The 17,085-nt window shown below is 70.0% G+C and carries 15 protein-coding genes and 1 pseudogene; 3 read left to right on the forward strand and 13 right to left on the reverse strand.

Translation table 11 applies throughout. The annotated features are described in order from the left end of the window. Together ACZ4WS_RS29295 and ACZ4WS_RS29300 are read right to left on the reverse strand one after the other, a co-directional pair. On the reverse strand, positions 1-543 hold a 543-nt coding region (locus ACZ4WS_RS29295; RefSeq protein WP_467985057.1), incomplete at its 3' end, for an AMP-binding protein. A gap of 110 nt (positions 544-653) precedes the next feature. Then, entirely contained in the window at positions 654-1,535 is an 882-nt protein-coding gene (locus ACZ4WS_RS29300) for a LysR family transcriptional regulator (protein ID WP_467985058.1), read from the reverse strand. 118 nt (positions 1,536-1,653) lie between these two features. Between ACZ4WS_RS29300 and ACZ4WS_RS29305 the strand changes: the two genes are divergently transcribed. Continuing rightward, positions 1,654-2,088 (forward strand): tautomerase family protein, encoded by a 435-nt coding sequence (locus tag ACZ4WS_RS29305; protein WP_467985060.1) that lies wholly within the window; start codon positions 1,654-1,656, stop codon positions 2,086-2,088. A 103-nt stretch (positions 2,089-2,191) separates the two neighbouring features. Here ACZ4WS_RS29305 and ACZ4WS_RS29310 read toward each other — a convergent pair whose 3' ends face one another. From ACZ4WS_RS29310 to ACZ4WS_RS29325, 4 genes are all read right to left on the reverse strand, one after another. Beyond that, positions 2,192-2,338, reverse strand: coding sequence for a hypothetical protein (locus tag ACZ4WS_RS29310; protein WP_467985062.1), 147 nt, complete (start codon positions 2,336-2,338; stop codon positions 2,192-2,194). A gap of 87 nt (positions 2,339-2,425) precedes the next feature. Next, entirely contained in the window at positions 2,426-2,689 is a 264-nt protein-coding gene (locus tag ACZ4WS_RS29315; RefSeq protein WP_467985064.1) for a hypothetical protein, read from the reverse strand. Between the two features lie 14 nt (positions 2,690-2,703). Further along, positions 2,704-2,985 carry a hypothetical protein gene (locus ACZ4WS_RS29320; protein WP_467985065.1) on the reverse strand — a complete coding sequence of 94 codons (282 nt, stop codon included), beginning with the start codon at positions 2,983-2,985 and terminating at the stop codon, positions 2,704-2,706. Between the two features lie 308 nt (positions 2,986-3,293). Further along, positions 3,294-4,091, reverse strand: a complete 798-nt coding sequence (locus tag ACZ4WS_RS29325; protein ID WP_467985067.1) for a DUF1963 domain-containing protein — start codon at positions 4,089-4,091, stop codon at positions 3,294-3,296. Positions 4,092-4,614: 523 nt separating this feature from the next. Here ACZ4WS_RS29325 and ACZ4WS_RS29330 point away from each other — a divergent pair. Then, entirely contained in the window at positions 4,615-4,812 is a 198-nt protein-coding gene (locus ACZ4WS_RS29330; RefSeq protein ID WP_467985069.1) for a hypothetical protein, read from the forward strand. A gap of 107 nt (positions 4,813-4,919) precedes the next feature. Here ACZ4WS_RS29330 and ACZ4WS_RS29335 read toward each other — a convergent pair whose 3' ends face one another. The 5 genes and pseudogenes from ACZ4WS_RS29335 to fusA form a co-directional block, all read right to left on the reverse strand. Beyond that, entirely contained in the window at positions 4,920-5,942 is a 1,023-nt protein-coding gene (locus tag ACZ4WS_RS29335) for a threonine aldolase family protein (protein ID WP_467985071.1), read from the reverse strand. 208 nt (positions 5,943-6,150) lie between these two features. After that, positions 6,151-8,385, reverse strand: a complete 2,235-nt coding sequence (locus tag ACZ4WS_RS29340; RefSeq protein ID WP_467985073.1) for a tetratricopeptide repeat protein — start codon at positions 8,383-8,385, stop codon at positions 6,151-6,153. A 104-nt stretch (positions 8,386-8,489) separates the two neighbouring features. Beyond that, on the reverse strand, positions 8,490-8,777 hold the full coding sequence (locus tag ACZ4WS_RS29345) for a hypothetical protein (RefSeq protein ID WP_467985074.1): 288 nt from the start codon (positions 8,775-8,777) through the stop codon (positions 8,490-8,492). Between the two features lie 443 nt (positions 8,778-9,220). Beyond that, positions 9,221-9,565 (reverse strand): annotated as a pseudogene (locus tag ACZ4WS_RS29350) (choice-of-anchor P family protein); the annotation flags it as partial. A 14-nt stretch (positions 9,566-9,579) separates the two neighbouring features. Further along, the gene (gene fusA / locus ACZ4WS_RS29355) at positions 9,580-11,679 is read right to left on the reverse strand and encodes an elongation factor G (RefSeq protein ID WP_467985076.1); all 2,100 of its coding nucleotides are present in this window, start codon (positions 11,677-11,679) and stop codon (positions 9,580-9,582) included. A gap of 505 nt (positions 11,680-12,184) precedes the next feature. Here fusA and ACZ4WS_RS29360 point away from each other — a divergent pair. Next, entirely contained in the window at positions 12,185-14,968 is a 2,784-nt protein-coding gene (locus ACZ4WS_RS29360) for an alpha/beta hydrolase (RefSeq protein ID WP_467985079.1), read from the forward strand. 151 nt (positions 14,969-15,119) lie between these two features. Here the strand turns inward: ACZ4WS_RS29360 and ACZ4WS_RS29365 are convergent, their stop codons facing one another. Beyond that, positions 15,120-16,085, reverse strand: a complete 966-nt coding sequence (locus ACZ4WS_RS29365; RefSeq protein WP_467985081.1) for an aldo/keto reductase — start codon at positions 16,083-16,085, stop codon at positions 15,120-15,122. 114 nt (positions 16,086-16,199) lie between these two features. Further along, on the reverse strand, positions 16,200-17,057 hold the full coding sequence (locus ACZ4WS_RS29370; protein ID WP_467985083.1) for a DMT family transporter: 858 nt from the start codon (positions 17,055-17,057) through the stop codon (positions 16,200-16,202). Between the last annotated feature and the right edge of the window lie 28 nt (positions 17,058-17,085).

Below are 17,085 nucleotides of genomic sequence, written 5' to 3' on the forward strand. Positions count from 1 at the left end.
TGGTGGGGTAATTCGCTTTCTTTTGGGGCGGGCATTTGTGTTGGTGGTGTGGTTGGGGTTCGTGTTTTCTTTTTCGTCCTCGGCCCATTGTTCTCCCCCCCCCCCCCCCCGGTACAGCTCCGCATCCGCGGCGGCCCCCAGCGTGAAGCGGTGCTTGCAGTTGACCTGCGCGAGGCGGTCCGTCAATTCGGGGTCGACGAGGAGCACGCTCGCCGCCGAGTGGTCGACGATGTAGCTCACCTCGTCGGCCGTCAAGCGGAAGTTGACCGGTACGAGGACCCGGCCGTGGCCGCTGACGCCGAAGAACGAGGTGAGCAGCCGCGCGCTGTTGGGTGAGACCACCGCCACGCGCGCGCCGTGCGGCACGCCGAGCGCGTCGAGTCCGGCGGCCTGGGCCCGCGCCCGCTCGCCGACCCGCCGGTAGGTCAGCCCTTCCCAGGGTTCGGCCGGCTGGTCCGGTTCGTCGACGATGCCGATCCGGTCGGCGTACACGGTCGTGGCGCGGTCCAGAAAATCACGGACCCCGAACGGGACGATCATCATGGCCTCCGGGAGCTTGGACAATGTGTGGCTTCTATCCGGCCACGGGCTCGAGTGGCCCGACAACCCCGCGCGGCTCACAACCGGCTGGGGCGGCAGCTGGTGGTGGGCCGCTACGGTTCGGTGCGCAGTCGGGAGAGATGGGCGGCGGCCGACTCCGCGAGTGTGCGGACTGCCGGGTGCCAGGGGAAGGCGCTTGGTCCGGTGAGGACGAGGCGGCGTGAGGTCTGAGGCTTCAGCGGCAGCAGGACCAGGTCAGAGGGGATCAGGGAGCGGGACACCTCGGACAGAACGGTCACGCCGATACCGGCTTGCACCATGCTGATCAGGGTCGCCAGGTCTCGTACCCGGTGAGCGGGGGTGAAGCGCAGCCCGGCCAGGCCGTAGATCGCGTGGATGCGGGCTTCGCAGCCGTTGGGTGATATCAGGAACGGGTCGTCCTCCAGGTCGCGGATGTCGATGAGGGGCTCGCCCGCCAGGGGGTGGTCCAGGGGCAGCAAGGCCCGGTAGCCGTCCATGGCGAGCTGAATGCCGGGGCCGGACGGCGGGTCGATCAGGACGGCGGCATCGGCCGTCCCGTTTTCCAGCCAGGCCGCCACTTCGCTGCTGTCGCCCTCGAAGACCCGTACGGTGACCCGCGGTTGCTCTTCACTCCAATGGCGGAGCAGACCAGGGATCAGCCCCTGGCAGACCGTCGGTGTGGCGGCCAGCCGCACGGTGCCGGTCATGGTCTCGGTGGCATCAGCCGCGATCCGCTCCACGGACCGGGCCGCCGACAGCGCGATACGGGCGTGCGGCAGGACCCGCTCCCCGAGCGCCGTGGTCCGTACCGGGACGGCACGCACCAGCAGCGGGGCGGTGAGTTCGCGTTCCAGGGAAGCGACGGCGCGCGACACCGCGGACTGACTCATGCCCAGTTCGGCGGCGGCCGCGCTGAAGCCGCCCGCATCGACGACGGCGAGGAAGGCCCGCAGCTGGGGCAGATTCAGGGTCATGCACCGGCCTCATATAGCTATGACACGTATGCGTTGGATCTATGGTGCCAGGTCGGTGACGCTTGATCCGTGCCGCCAACCCCGGCGGGCACACGCCATATGCGTACCTAGGGGAGCCATGCCGTACTTCCGGGTTACCGTCACCGACCCCGACCTGCCGACCGACGTCCAGCGCACCCTTGCCGAGGGGCTGACCCGGCTGGCGGTCTCGGTCCTGCACAAGTCCAGCGCGCGGACCATCGTCCACATCAACCTGGTTCCGGCCGACCGCTACTACATCGACGGGCGGCCCCTGACCGGCGGCCTCGATGCGCACGTCGAGGCCAGCATCACCGTGGGCACGAACAGCGCCGAGGAAAAGGCCGCCTTCATCGCGAAGGCCGGTGAGTTGCTGTCGGGCACCCTCGGCCCGCTCCCCCGGTGCGGCGTCGCACTGCACGAACTGCACCCCGAGAGCTACGGCTACAGCGGAGTGACCCAATTGGATTACTACCGCCGGGCCGAGGCCGAGGCCGGGGCTGGGGTCGTGCCTGCTGCCTCGGCCGCCCGCTGAACGGCTGGGCTGGGCTCAGGCCCGCCGCGGCACCGTCGTATATCCCCATCAGTGCACCGGAGACGCCGACATCCCGGTGATGCGGCGCCTCCGGTGTACGGGATCAGAGCGCGACAGCCGGGAGCAGACGTCCGAAGACGACATCCCCGGACGCGACAACCAGCCACGGAAGCTCCAGCATCGTGTCGGGGCCCGCCTTCTTGGCGTCGGCCACAGCCGCCAATTGCTGTTGGGCATCACTGTCACTCAAGGGAACGCTGTCGGCGCGCAGGAATCCGCCTGGCCCCCGCAATCCCACAAGGAGTGTCTGCACTGTCATTCCCGCCTTCTGTTTCCGTCAGCCGTCTTCGAGGCGCAGTCCGGCACGGAAGGTGAGCCGGATCTGCGACACGTACTCGGGTGGGACCCTTTCCTCGATGGACGGAAACCGTGCCAGCGCCTTCGGCCCGTCCGTGCGCAGTTCCAGTGAGAGCGCGGCGGAACACTCCCCCAGCACGAGCGGAGTGCCACCCGGTCGCCGGTCGAGACGGGCACCCGCCGACAGCACCGCGTTCTGCACGACCTCAATCACCTGGTCGAGCGGAAGGAATTCCGAGGCCACCGCACGCGCCCCGCTCAGACCGTCTCGAAGGTCGGGACAATGGTGCAGTCGACGTCCAGGCCCCAGTGGCTTTTGTAGTCGACTGTGAGCTTCTCCTTGATCGACAGAACCCAGATGTTCAGGCCGACGTCGGTCTGGCTGTTGATGTTGAAGTCGGCGCTGATGTTGACCTTGAACTTGAACTCCCGCACCGTCATCGGATCGGTGCCCGCCGACAGGACGGCCTGGGCCACCCGGGCCGACGCCGCCATCGCCGTGATGTATCCGGACAGTTCCACTGCATTGGCCACAGCCATAAAAGCTTCTCCTCGGTTCTTGGTGGTGAACGCTCAGCAACCGCCGCCCGAATGAGCGGCGGTTGCTGTCCCCCGACTTGCGTCAACGACATTGCCCTTCACGGCACTTGATGGGCATGAGGCCCATGTCCCGGACCTCGCGGGCGTAGTTCCCGGATCCGTAGGGACACGCCGTCTGAACATGGGGTGGTCGCCGGCCGGCCACCAAGACGGCCCGGACGTCACCTTCCTGGAGCGCGCCGACTGCACCGCGCGCTCGTGTGTGGAGAACTCGCCGCACCGGTTGATGTGCTCGGTCAAGTACGGGCTCAGCAGCAGCGCATGTCCGCCTCGGCCTTGCTGAAGTCTCCCGCCTCGAACGCCTTCGCCGGAATCGTGAAGTACATCGTTCCGGCGTCGCCCCAGCCCCATCCGAGCTCCGCGTCCTGTGCGAGCTGGAGCAGATGAATTTCGGGACCGTCGGCTTCGCGGTAGGTCACCTTGGACGCGTACGAGGTGTCGGGCCAGCCGAAGGCGCAGTGGCTTCCGGCGGTGTTCCCGTCGAGGTCGCCCATCTCGTTGAGGATGAGCGACGTCGCGCCCCAGTGCTCGTCCGAGTCGAACTCGACGTCGCCGTCCTCGACATCCCAGCAGTCCGGGAGCATGGTCACCTCGGCCGCGTGGACGGGTGTGGCCGGATAGCTCCTCGCTGGTTCGGGTGCGGCTGTCTCGACCGCCCGTGCAGGATCGGCGGGAATCACGCGGCACACGTCGGGTCCGGACGTGTCCAGCTTCCGGTACTCCTCGTACGGTACGTCCGGATCGAGATAGAAGAAGTTGAGCAGGCCCGGCCGCGTGGGCAGTTCGTCCCCGAGCCAGGAGGCGAGGGCGCCGGTGTCGAGTACGGCGTGCAGGGACAGCGGGGAGCCGCCGAGTTCAGGCCAGAGGGTGCCCGGTTCGAGCAGAGCGGGGCCGCCGAGCCGGCATCGGCCGGTGGCCTGGGCGTCGTCCGGCAGAGGGTCCAGACGGAAGCCGCGTCGGGCCATGGCCGCGAACTGCCGCCCTGCCCTCTCGCCGAGCCGTTCGGCGCATACTCGGCGCATGTCGGCGGGTTCGTCGAATTCCATTCCGGGATCTTTTCAACTTCCGTTTGCCGACGAGGAGTCAGGGTTGTCGTCGGCGGCGCTGGCCGCGGCCAAGCAGGCCGGAGATGGTGAGAACGAACCGTTCGGACAGAGCACCGCGCCGGTGATCTCCCACTCCAGACTTGTGGCGCCGACGACTACGACGAAGTACGCGCCGTCTTCGAGACGATCGACTCCGGGGAGCGTGGCGATCCTGCAACCCCACCCAGCGCAGCGGTCCTGAAGAACGCCACCGTCCCGGCAACCGAGCACGCGGCCATCCACCAAGTGCGCGGCGCTGCCCCGGCCCGTCCGATGCACACCGCGTCCCGAGGATCACAGGAACTGTGCCCAGCCCGCCCGGGACCCTCGCCCCAGGCGGGCGCCGACGGCGGTCGTACCGGGTCGTACTTGGTCGTCGACGGCGGAGTCTCGAGCTGCCGCCTGAATATCCGATCCCGGCCCCGGCCCCGGCTCCAGCCCCCGTACAGCGGCCGCACGCGTCAGCAGGCATCGGCTCCGCGAGATGCTGCGCGGTCACTACTCCCTCTACGACGGTGCGTTGCTCGTGATCCGGAAGGTCCCGCCGAGTTACTCGGCGCGGCGGCGCATGGAGGCCAGGCCCACTCCGTCCTCCTGGCCGGGACGCGGCGGCAGGCCGCGTCCCGTTGTCGTGCACCTCGAGGGCGAGGACGGCACCGGCGGACAGATGCGGCTCGCGTAGCACGGCCCCAGTGTCCGGCACCCGCCATCGGCTGTCTCCAGGCAGCCCGCGCCAAGCCCCGCCGTGAGCAGACCCGTTGCCTACTGCCCGGCAGTTGTCGCTCCTCCTCAGGCAGACAGCGCGGCGATCCGGTCGAGAGCTTGCTGTACGTCGGCTCGTGAGACGTCTCGGTGGGTGATCAGGCGTAGTCGGCCGCCCAACTGCACGCCGAGGACGCCTGCTCGTCCGAGCATCTCGACTGCCCGTGCGGCATCCGGGACTTGGACCATGACGATGTTCGTCTGGGGTGCCGCCGCGTCCCAGCCGAGTTCGCACAGTCCGCCGGAAAGCAGCTTGGCGTTGTCGTGGTCCTCCTCGAGCCGGTCGATCCGTTCCAGTGCTACGAGCCCGGCGGCCGCGAGCACGCCGCCTTGACGCACTCCGCCGCCGAGCATCTTGCGGACGCGCCGGGCCTCGCGGACGAAGTCGGCTGTCCCGCCGACGACCGAACCCACCGGTGCGCCCAGTCCCTTGCTCAGGCATGCCTGGACGGTGTCGACGCCGCGGATGAGCTCAGCCGGGGTGGTTTTCAGGGCCACGGCGGCGTTCCAGATCCGGGCGCCGTCCAGGTGGACGAGAAGTCCTGACTCCCTTGCTGCGGCGACCAGTTCGGCGTGTTCCTCGGGGGGTGTGACCGTGCCACCGGCTGCGTTGTGAGTGTTCTCCAGGCACAGCAGCCGGTTGCGCAAGGCGAAGTACGAGCTGCCGCCCGACACCGCGGCGCGGATGGCCTGTGCTGTGATCCGGCCCGGTCCTGCGGCCCACGGCAGCGGTCGCGGCATGCCTCCGGCGAGCCACGATGCCGTACCGACCTCGCTCTCCAGCACATGTGCGAGCTCGGGAGCGAGGAAACGGTCACCTCGTTGCAGGTGGATGAAGAGTGCGACGAGGTTTCCCATCGAGCCGCTCGGCACCCACAAAGAGGCTTCGACACCCAGGAGTTCGGCTGCTCGTTCTTCCAGCGTCCGCATGGTGGGGTCGCCGTCGAGGACGTCGTCCCCGACTTCGGCCGCCGCCATGGCGGCGCGCATGGCCGTATCGGGGCGGGTCACGGTGTCGGATCGCAGGTCGATCGGTGCTGGACTGCTCATATCGCCTTCTTCGGAGAGAGGATGGGGCTCCTGGCCGGTGACCTGCGACTTCTCTGGTCGAGCCGGGCGGGCACGGATGCGCCTGTCAGATCCCGCTGTTGACCGTGGCTTACCCCTCCATCTGGCACGGCTGTGGCACGCGCCGATCTGCGATGTGCTGAGCGGTGACCTTCTGATCCATAGCTCTATGTGGATGGGTCGGGGAGGGTCATACCGGTCGCTCCGAAGCCCCTGATGGGCGCTGCTGGGCGGGGCCGGTTGCTGTACTTGACTGCTGCATGGCTTGGGCAGCACGGCGAGCGTAGGCAAGGTTGTTGCGCGTGTTCAGGGTGTCGGGGTGGGAGTCGCCCAACACCTGCTCGCGCTGCGCGAGGGTGGCCTCGTACAACGCGATCGCCCGCCCCAGATCCCCCGCCGCCCTGTAGGCATAAGCGAGGTTGTTGCGACTGAGCAGGGTGTCGGGATGAGTGTCACCAAGCACCTGCTCACGCTGCGCGAGGGTGACCTCGTACAACGCGATCGCCCGCCCCAGATCCCCCGCCGCCTGGTATGCGCGGGCGAGGTTACCGCGGCTTCGCAGGGTGTCGGGGTGGGTGTCGCCCAGCACCTGCTCGCGCTGGGCGAGGGTGGCCTCGTGCAACGGGATCGCTCGCCCCAGATCCTCCGCCAAGTCATAGGCGACGGCGAGGTTGTTGCGCGTGTTCAGGGTGTCGGGGTGGGAGTCGCCCAGCACCTGCTCACATTGGGCGAGGGTGACCTCGAACAGCGGGATCGCCCGCCCCAGATCCCCCGCCGAGGCATAGGAGCCGGCAAGGTTGTTGCGACTGCGCAGGGTGTCGGGATGAGTGTCACCAAGCACCTGCTCGCGCTGCGCGAGGGTGACCTCGAACAGCGGGATCGCCCGCCCCAGATCCCCCGCCGCCCTGTAGGCATAAGCGAGGTTGTTGCGACTGAGCAGGGTGTCGGAATGGGTGTCACCAAGCACCTGCTCGCGCTGCGCGAGGGTGGCCTCGTACAGCGGGATCGCCCGCCCCAGATCCCCCGCCGAGTCATAGGCGACGGCGAGGTTGTTGCGGCTGCTCAAAGTGTCGGGATGGGTATCACCCAGCACCTGCTCGCGCTGCGCGAGGACAGCTGTGCGCAAGGGGATGGTGTGAGCGACACGGCCCTGCTGGCGCAGGTGCTTGGCGGCACGTTGGTAGGTGGCAGCAGTCTGTGTGGAGGCGGGGCTGCTGGGTGGTGTGGATTCGGCCAGGGCGAAGACGTGGGGGATCAGTCGTCCCCACTGCGCGGCCTGCTCCCCGGTGGTGTTGTCCTCGTCGGGACATGCCTGTCGTATGACCTGCTCGGCCTCCTGCCGCCCCAGAGGGTGGGTGTTCTCTTCGGCGGTGCGCGCGCGTAGGACGGCCTGCACCAGGCGGTGCACGCTTACTCCCTGGCGGTCGGCGGTGAAGGAGATCACGTTATACGCGTGCAGGACCCCCAGCGCATCGCCCAGGGCGATCGGATCGAGGGCCAGGGGTGCGAGCAGAGAGCGCGGGATGTCGTCGGGGGCCAGCCAGGCCATCGTGTATAGCAGGGTGACAGCCAGTGGGTCGCGGTCTTCGACAGCGGTGAAAGTGTGACCCCAGATGCGGGCGACCGTGCGTTCCGGATCGATGCCGTCAGCCGCCCTGTCGAATACGCGCCCGAGCAACTGGCGGTACGTGCCCAGATCAGTGCCGGTCTGATACAGGTAGGCACCCACCTGCTCCAAGGCCAGCGGCAGATAGCCCAGTTCCTCGGCCAGGGCTTCGGCCTGGCGGCGCTGCTGCGGATCGGGTGACCGTCCCGGCCCGAAAGCGAGGGCGCACAGCAAGTCTGCGGAGGGGCCGGGGGCCAACAGGCCCAGAGTCATCGTCGGCGCGACGGTGTGCCAGCCGGTCGCCCTGCGGCTGGTGGCCAGATGATGGCCGTCCGGCAGGGCACCGAGGAAGTGTCGCAGGTCACCCGGGTCCTCGACGTTGTCGAAGATGAGCAACCAGCCCGGGTGCCACTGCAGCCACAGGATCGCCCACGCCGCACGCTCTTCCACGCCCACACTCGCGGCCCACTGCGGGCACAACCGCAAGGCCAGGACGGCGAGACTGGTGACGATCCGGTCGGTGGACTCGGCGGTGATCCACCACACCAGCGTGTAGGAGCGCCGGTACGCGTGGGCGTAGTGCAGTGCCAGCGTGCTCTTGCCGATCCCGCCCAACCCATGGATCGCCTGCGTCCGCGACGCGGACGAGGCCTGGGTCACTGCGGCCTCGCCCTCCCGGGCAAGCAGTTCCCGCAACCGCGTCAGCTCCTGGCCCCGGCCGACGAACACCCCGGACGCCGACCCCGGCAGGTTCGTCGCACCCTGCGGCGCGTTCACCTCTTGTGCCCAGCGCACCGCCTCCGGCGGCAGCACCACCACCCGGGCACCATCCCCCGTGATCGCTACGTCAATGCTGCCGCCGGCCGCCACCGACCGCGGGCCCGATGCCTCCACCCCTCCCACCGCGGCGGGATCTCTGTCACTCATGGCCGGAGCGTGATGTTGTCCCCGGTGACGGCGGTGCCGATCGTCTGCGCTGCGATCGACCGCTCACCGGAGGCCGTCACCGTCACCGGCCCACTCCCGGGGGCGGGCAGCAGCCCGGCCAGCTCCCGCAGCAACTCCCCGTCCTCGCGCAGCGCCCGCTTGATCTGCTGGCGCAACGCCGCCGCTGCGTCCTCGTCGTCCGGTTCCCCAGCCGCATCCTGCACGGCCGCCTCCAGCTCGGCCCGGCCCTGCTCATCCCGACGCCGCCACACCGCCTGCAACATCCGGCGCCCAACATTCGCCGTCGCATCCACCGCAGCGTTCTCGGCCCGGGTCACCACCCCCGCGCCATACGCCCCCAGAGCAGCCGTCAGATACGGACCCGCCTGCCCAACTACTTGAACGATCTCCGCACTCATACCCAACCCCGTTGTCCTGGCCGACGTAGCCGGTACCCACAACCCGGCGTGGAAACAGACCACATCCTGTAAACGGAAAACGCAAGAAGCAACACCCCTGGCTCCGCCGACAGTTGCAGACGCACACTCTCAGCTTGGCAAGCTGCGATCACTTGTGGCCAACTCGGGCGCTGACCTGGGCGAACGGCCGGGCCGTGTCCTCGTCGGGCTCGGCTGCTTTCCCCGTGATTCCCCGCTGTTCCCTGCTCGATCCGGTGCGGTTGTGGCGCAGCCTCGTCTGCGCGTGACTTCTGCGGCCGTCAAGTGCTTCAGAGATGCCGCTTGGCGGCTCTGACGAGTGCGCTGACGTCGTCACGCGTTCGTACTCTGCGCTCGTCGACGCAGTTGTGCATCGCGGTGGCCGTCGCGGCCAGGACGACGTCCTCACCGCCGCCGGTGGGGAGGACGAGGTGGGCGCCGTTGGCCTGTAGGCCGGCATCGGCGCCGGTCGCGGGCAGTTGGTCTGTCACGATGAGTCGGCCACCTCCGACGAGTGGGATCCGCGTATTCGGATCGCCCGACACGGTAACCGGAACTCCTGTTGCCACGGTCGACGACGCGGTGACCTTACCGGCGCGTACGACCGTGGGGGACGGCCCCGCCCACTGGGGCGAGGCCGTCGTTCGCGCTACCGGGACGGTGTCGCGTCGGTCGCCCTGGGCGGTGCCGGGGCGTAGCCGGTGGGCCGGGTGGTGAAGACTCCGCGGCCCTGAGTCCGGCTGCGCAACCGCGTCGCGTAGCCGAACAGTTCGGCCAGCGGCACGGTCGCCGTGATCACGGCAGCGCCTGCTCGTGCGGTCGAGCCCGAGACCCGGCCGCGTCGTGCCGCCAGGTCGCCGAGGACCCCGCCCACGGCAGCGTCGGGCACGGTGACGGTGACTTCGACCACCGGTTCCAGCAGCACCATCAGGGCGGCGCGCAGTGCCTCGCGGAGCGCGAGTCGGCCGGCCGTCCGGAACGCCATCTCCGAGGAGTCCTTCGGATGGGTGGCTCCATCGGTCAGGGTGACGCGCAGCCCGGTCACCTGGTGACCGCCGAGCGGTCCCTCGGCGAGAGCGTCCCGGCAACCGGCCTCCACCGCACGGACGTACTCCTGCGGCACCCGGCCACCGACGACGGCTGAGCGGAACTCGAAACCCGTCGCGCTGCCACCGGCGGTGTCCGAGGAGGACTCCAACGGCTCGACGTCGAGGACGACATGGGCGTACTGACCGGCCCCTCCGTCCTGCTTGACATGCCGGTACACCAGTCCCGACACCCCGCGGGCGACCGTCTCCCGGTAGGCCACCTTCGGCCGGCCGACGGCGACATCCAGCTCGTGGGCGCGCCGGATCTTCTCGACCGCCACCTCCAGATGCAATTCGCCCAAGCCCGACAGCACCGTCTGGCCCGTCTCGGGGTCGGTCCGCACGACCAGCGACGGATCCTCCTCGGCCAACCGCGTCAGTGCCGACACCAAGCGGTCGGTGTCGATGCTCCTGCGCGCCTCGACCGCCACGGAGACGACCGGGTCGGCGACGGCCGGCGGTTCGAGGAGCAAGGGAGCCGTGGGCGCGCACAGGGTCGCCCCGGCGCGGGCGGACTTCGGCCCGACCACCGCGACGATGTCCCCGGCCGCCGCCCGGTCCAGCTCCGCGTACCGGTCGGCCCGGACCCGCAGGATCCGGCCGATCCGCTCGGTGCGCCGCGCGCCCACGTCCCACACCGCCTCTCCCTTGTGGACTGTTCCGGAATACACACGCAGATACGTCAGCCGCCCCGTGGCGGTCGCGTTCACCTTGAACACCAGCGCCGCGAACGGTGCCGCTGGGTCGGCGACCCGCTCCTGCGACACGCCGCCCTCGGTGCCGCGTACGGCCGGCACGTCCAGCGGTGAGGGCAGGTAGGCCACGACGGCCTCGAGCAGCGGCTCGATCCCGCGGTTGCGGTAGGCCGAGCCGCACAGCACCACCACGCCCTCACCGGTACGGGTCAGGTCGCGCAGCGCGGAGGCCAGGGTCCCCTCGGAGACCGTGGACTGCGCGCAGAACTCCTCCAGCGCGTCCGGGTGGAGTTCCGCCACCGCCTCCTCCAGCAGCCTTCGGCGCCGGTGCGCCTCTTCCCGCAGGGCGTCCGGCACCGGGCCCTCTTCGACGGTGTCCCGGCCCGCCGCCCAGACCAGCGAGCGCATGCGCAGCAGGTCCACCACCCCGGTGAAGCCGTCCTCCGTGCCGATCGGCAACTGGACGACCAGCGGTGCCGGATGCAGCCGCTCCCGGATGGACTCGACCGCCGTGTCGAGGTCGGCACCGGCGCGATCCATCTTGTTGACGAAGGCGATCCGTGGCACGCCGTGCCGGTCGGCCCGCCGCCACACCGACTCGCTCTGCGGCTCGACACCCGCCACGGCGTCGAACACCGCGATCGCGCCGTCGAGCACCCTCAGGGAGCGCTCCACCTCGTCGGAGAAGTCGACGTGGCCCGGGGTGTCGATCAGATTGATCCGGTGACCGGCCCAGGCACAGCTCACCGCCGCGGCGAAGATGGTGATCCCGCGATCGCGTTCCTGGGGGTCGAAGTCGGTGACGGTCGTGCCGTCGTGGACCTCGCCACGCTTGTGGGTGGTCCCGGTGACGTACAGGATCCGCTCGGTGACGGTGGTCTTGCCGGCGTCGACGTGGGCGAGGATGCCCAGGTTGCGAACGGCGGTGAGCGGACTGGTGAGTTGACGGTGCAGGTCGGTACGCACGGCCCATGGCCTTTCAGGTGATCCGAATCAGGGCGGCGCTATTGCCGGACGAAAGGGCCTGGGGTCAGGCCGCTGATGAGACCTCGTACGCGGTGCGTCTCATCGAGACGTGCGCGTCCGGCCGGCTCCACAACGGGCAGGCAGAGGTCAGGTGTTCGTCGCGGACATCCGGTGCCGGCCGCGCAGCCGGCACCGGGCACAGGAGGACACGAGGATCACGTCGTACCGAGACGAGGGAACGACGGCAGCGATGCGGTGACGCACGGCCCGGCTCCCCTCACTCGTCTCGACGCGTGCCGCGGTGCTGTTGCGGCGCGCGATGCGTGGTGAGTGTAGGGAACTTCGCGCGGGTGGGGCACCGGATTTTTCTGCCGCGACCAGCTCTCGGCGAGAGGCGTGTGACGTCAGGCAACCCCATGGCTTCGGCTTCCGTCCTCGTGGGACGGGGAGTGCTCCGGGATCTCCGGGGCGCTGGGGGAGCTTGCCGACCAAGAGGAGAAGAGTTTTGATCCGAGTCCGGCGCATAGGGGTCACCGCTGCGGCCTTACTCGCGGTGGTCGCAGGATCGCCAGGATTGGCCCATGCCCAGCAGACGGCAGCCGGTTCCGCACTGTCCACGTCGCCGGCGCATTCCGACGGACAGCTTCCTGCGGGCTGGCAGATCACCGGTAAGGGGGCTGCGCGGCAACTGGTCTGGCGCTCGGACGATCCGGTGCCCATGAGCGACTCCGGGGTCGCGTTCTACGCCGGGGACCGGTTCCTCGGCCGTCCGGAGGGCACACCGGACGGCCGCACGTTCCGGCTCCCGCTGCGCGGTGCACGGCTCGGGGAGCTGACGAACCTTCAGGCACGGGCCGGTGGACGCCGTTTGGACGCGGCGGGAGCCGATGAGAAGCGGCCCAACCAACGACCGGGACTCGCGGCGCAGCAGCCAACCCGACTGCCGGCCAACGCGGTTGCCCCCGGCAAGCCGGGCACCTATCGGACCGTCACCGGCGAGTACTCACTCAGACCGGTGCGGCTGCCCGGGTTTTCCGCACCCGTGGAGATGCGCGCGGTGGTGGTGGCGCCCACCGCGACCCACGGACGCCACCCGTTGGCGCTGTTCCTGCACGGCCGCCACTCCACCTGCTTCACGGCCCATGGTGACGTCAGCGGCGACTGGCCCTGTCCCGCGGGTTCGAAGCCGATCCCCAGCTACCGGGGTTATCTGCGCGACCAGAAACTGCTGGCCTCGCAGGGATACGTGACCGTGTCCATTTCCGCCAATGGCATCAACGGTCAGGACTACGCCGCCGATGACGGCGGGGCACAGGCCCGATCGTCACTGGTACGGCAGCACCTGTCCCGGTGGGCGGACTGGACGGCGCACTGGGCCTCGGCGCCCGCGATCGTACGGGCCTCGGCACCGGCCGATCTGTCGAAGGTCCTGCTGGTCGGCCACTCGCGAGGCGGTGAGGGTGTGAACCGGGCCGCCATGGACAGCCTGTACCCGCCGCCGGCCGACCAGGACGGCTACCGGGGCCCGGTGCGCTGGCACATCCGCGGCACCGTCCTCATAGGCCCCACCATCTTCGGGCAGAACCCGACCCCCGACGTACCGTCGATGACGATCCTGCCGGGCTGTGACGGCGACGTGTCCGACCTGCAGGGCGAGATGTACGTGGACGGCACGCGCGGTGTCAGCAGCGGCACCGCCCTGCACAGCGCGGTCTACGTGGTCGGCGCCAACCACAACTTCTTCAACAGCGAGTGGACGCCCGGACAGGCCCAGGCACCCGCCGAGGACGACTTCTGGGCCGGAGACCAGCCGGACCGGGTGTGCTCCCCGGGTACCGCGACCAGGCTGACGGCACGTCAGCAGCATGCCGCCGGGGCGACGTACATCGCCGCCGCGGCGCGGCTGTTCGTCGCGGGTGACGACCGGGTACGTCCGCTGCTGGACGGCTCGAACCGACGCGCGCCGTCGGCCGATCCCGCGCGGGTGCTCACGCACGCGGTCGGCGCGCGCCGGACGCCGGCGTTTCTGCCGGACGGCGCGGTCACCGTGGACGGCGGCCGGTTGTGCGCGGAGGTGGACACCGACGCGACGGCCGCCTGCCTGGGCTCCGAGACGAACGGTGTCTCGCCGCACTTCGCCCAGTGGGAGACCTCGAAGGAGGCGGGCCGGCACGCCGTGGCGCTGCGCTGGACGGCTCCCGGTTCCGCGGTGCGCGTCCGTCCGGCGCGGGCGGTCTCGGTCGCCGGAGCCGAGGCCCTGGCACTGCGGGTGATCGTGCCGCCCAACAGCAAGGACACCCAGTTCGACGTCTCTGTCGCCGACTCTTCCGGCCGCCGGGCGTCCCTGGGCCGCGTCCACCTCGACGGCCTGCCCGGAACCGAGCGCACCGCCTCCTACTGGGGGCGGGAGGTCCGCGTGCCCCTGACCGCCGCCACCCACGCCGGAGTTGACCTGCATCAGGTGACGGCACTGGAACTCGTCCCGCGCAGTCCTTCCGGACGGGCATGGCTGATGGACGCCTGGGGCTGGCGCCCCGGCACGCCGGCCGTCCGGCCCGCCGCACTGGCGCGCGTCGACATCGGCCGGCTGACGGTCAAGGAGGGGGACTCCGGAGTGCGGACCTACCGCGTGCCGGTGCGGGTCTCCGGGCACGGCAGCGGCACCGTGCGGCTGTTCGTCGCCGATCCGGCCTCGGACCAGGCCACGGTGCGCGAGGTGACGGTACGGCCCGGCAGCCAGAGCATCGACGTGCCGGTCGAGGTGCGCGGCAACACCCGTTTCGGCTACGACGTGTCGCACGACGTCTTCGTGAAAGCGGTCCACGGCGCGGTGGTCGGCGCCCACCGCGGCGGCGTCACCGTACAGAACGACGACCCGGCGCCCACCATCAAGGCGACGCCGGTCGCCGACCGGGTCACCGAGGGCCAGAGTCTGACCTGGCGATTGACCCTCTCCGAGGTGGCCGACACGGACATCCAGGCCTACTTCAGCGTCCTGCCTGTCACCAGCGGCACCGAACTGTCCACCACGGACGTCGACCCGCGCTGGCTGACGGAGAACTCCGGCGAGTCGCCGCAGCCGTCACGGCCGCTGTCCACGGTGGAAAGCCTCTCCCTCTTCGCCACGGTCCCCGCCGGACAGTCGAGCGCCGAGGTGACCATCCCCACCGTCGCGGACGCGCTGGGGGAGACGGAGGAGTCGGTCCGTATCCAGATGACGGTCTACGACGACTCCGGTGAGCCGCACAACGGACCGGTGTTGACCGGACGGGTGCGCGACGCCTCGTAGGCCGCCTGCCAACCGAGCGCCAACCGTACGCACGACCGGGGCCCGAGCGACGGGCCCGGGGCGGCGTGCGGCTCGGGGGCATCGGGCCGTACGCCGGGGGGCGTGCACCACGTACCGCCCCAGCCCCGGCCCCAGCGACGGAGGCCACGGATCAGCCGTAGAAGTTGCGCTGCCACCTGTGCTTGGCCAGCACGGCGAGTTGGTCGGCGGTGAGCGGACGGCCGTCGCTCAGGGCCGTGTTGCGCTCGACATTGCGTACGCTGCGCATGCCGGGGATGACGGTGGAGACCGCCGGGGAACTCAACACGAACCGCAGCGCGGTCTCGGCGACCTCGTCGAGGGCGATGCCGAGGTCGGCGACGATTGCGGCAACCCGCTGTTCCACCTGGGCCGGGCGGTCGCCGCGGAAGTAGTGGTTGCGCCAGTCGCCCTCGGGAAACGTCGTGTCGGCGGTGATCCGTCCGGTGAGGCCGCCCTCGTCCAGCGCCACCCGCACGATGACGCCGACGCCGTGCTCCGCGCAGGCGGGCAGCAGCGTGTCCGCGGGCGCCTGGTCGAAGATGTTGTAGATGACCTGCACGCTGTCCACGGCACCGCTGCGGACGAGTGCGAGTGCGTTGTCGGGCTCGTGGTCGTTGATGGAGACGCCGAACAGGCGGATCTTTCCCTCCTGCTTCAGCTCGGCGATCGTCTCCAGCCAGTCGCCGCGGCCGACCCAGTCATCGCTCCAGACATGGAACTGCAGTACGTCGAAGTGGTCGAGGCCGCTGGCGCGCAGACTGGTCTCCAGGCTGTCGCGAATGTGCTCGCCCGGGAACGACTGCGCCGGGTCCAGTCCGTCGAGCCCCGACCAACGCCTGTTCTTCGGCGGTACTTTGGTCGCGACGCGCACCTCGTCGCGGGCCCGCTCGCGCACGACCCGGCCGACGATCCGCTCGCTCTCGCCGTAGCCGCGGGCGGTGTCGATGAAGGTGACACCAAGGTCGATGGCCCGGTGCAGGGCGCGTACGGATCCCTCCTCCGTGGCACCCACCCAGCTGGACTCACCGATGCCCCAGGCACCGTAACCGATCTCGGACACCGACAACCCGCTGCGTCCCAGCTCTCGGTAGCGCACTATCACCCTCCACACCGTGGCCCTCGCCCTGGCCGAGCCAAGGCTGTCACCGGAAATCACGTTGACCATAGGCGACTTGGGCGCCGGGGGCAGCTGGGTTTCGTCGCCGCCCGGCTAGTGCGCCACTTCGCGAATGTGGGGCACCACATGGGTCAGCCGGATCACGCCCCACAGGATCAGCCCGGTGCCGATCGCCTCGGGGAGCAGCCACCAGCCGGTGCGGATGGTCTCCTCGAACAGGGTGATGCCCAGCAGCAGACTGACCGTCGCGTCGCCGATGGTCAGGGCGGGCTGTGAGGCCGCCAGGGAGCCGGCCTGCAAGGCGTTCTCCAGCAACAGAATGGCGGTGACGCCGGTCAGTGCGAATCCGTAGGTCTGCCAGGCGCCGAGGAACGCGTCGAAGCCATGGTCGGCGAGAGTGCCCATGGCCGATTTCAGGAGTGCGGCGGTCAGGGCGTTACTGATGGCCGACGCCGAGCCCAGCACCGCGGCCCGGAACAGCGGCGGGCGCCCCGGGCGGGCCACGGCGACCGCCCCGGCCATCGCCCCCAGGCACAGCACCAGCACCGGGATCCACCGCGCCATCGTCGCGTGGTCGCGCGCTCCTGAGGGAGCGGCAGCGCCGAGGAGGAGGGCGAGGCCGGCGACGACACCGGCGACGGCCCACCAGCCGGCGCGCGGCAGGCGCCGGTGCAGCAGCGGGATGGCGACCAGCAGGGCGAACGGCAGTTCCAGGATGAACAGGGGTTGCACCAGGGCCAGCGGCCCGTTCACGAGGGCCAAGGCCTGGAAGAGCGCTGCCCCGACGACTCCGGCGATTCCGATCAGCCAGGACGGCCGGTGAGCCAGTTCGAGCATCAGCCGCAGTCCGCCGCCGCGCGCGACGGTGGACGCCGCCTTGCGCTGGAAAGCGGTACCCACCGCATTACTGGCGGCCCCCATGACAGCGAACAGCACGGCCAGCACGATCATTCTTCCACCATGCCCCGCGACGGGACGC

The organism is Streptomyces sp. NPDC029292 (genome assembly GCF_055569295.1).

Excerpts from the sequence above, each read along its gene's own strand:
- ACZ4WS_RS29325 (WP_467985067.1), bottom strand. The coding sequence starts at position 4,091 with ATGGAATTCGACGAACCCGCCGACATGCGCCGAGTATGCGCCGAACGG.
- ACZ4WS_RS29335 (WP_467985071.1), bottom strand. The coding sequence starts at position 5,942 with ATGAGCAGTCCAGCACCGATCGACCTGCGATCCGACACCGTGACCCGC.
- ACZ4WS_RS29300 (WP_467985058.1), bottom strand. The coding sequence starts at position 1,535 with ATGACCCTGAATCTGCCCCAGCTGCGGGCCTTCCTCGCCGTCGTCGAT.
- ACZ4WS_RS29320 (WP_467985065.1), bottom strand. The coding sequence starts at position 2,985 with ATGGCTGTGGCCAATGCAGTGGAACTGTCCGGATACATCACGGCGATG.
- ACZ4WS_RS29370 (WP_467985083.1), bottom strand. The coding sequence starts at position 17,057 with ATGATCGTGCTGGCCGTGCTGTTCGCTGTCATGGGGGCCGCCAGTAAT.
- ACZ4WS_RS29345 (WP_467985074.1), bottom strand. The coding sequence starts at position 8,777 with ATGTTGCAGGCGGTGTGGCGGCGTCGGGATGAGCAGGGCCGGGCCGAG.
- ACZ4WS_RS29305 (WP_467985060.1), top strand. The coding sequence starts at position 1,654 with ATGCCGTACTTCCGGGTTACCGTCACCGACCCCGACCTGCCGACCGAC.
- ACZ4WS_RS29330 (WP_467985069.1), top strand. The coding sequence starts at position 4,615 with ATGCTGCGCGGTCACTACTCCCTCTACGACGGTGCGTTGCTCGTGATC.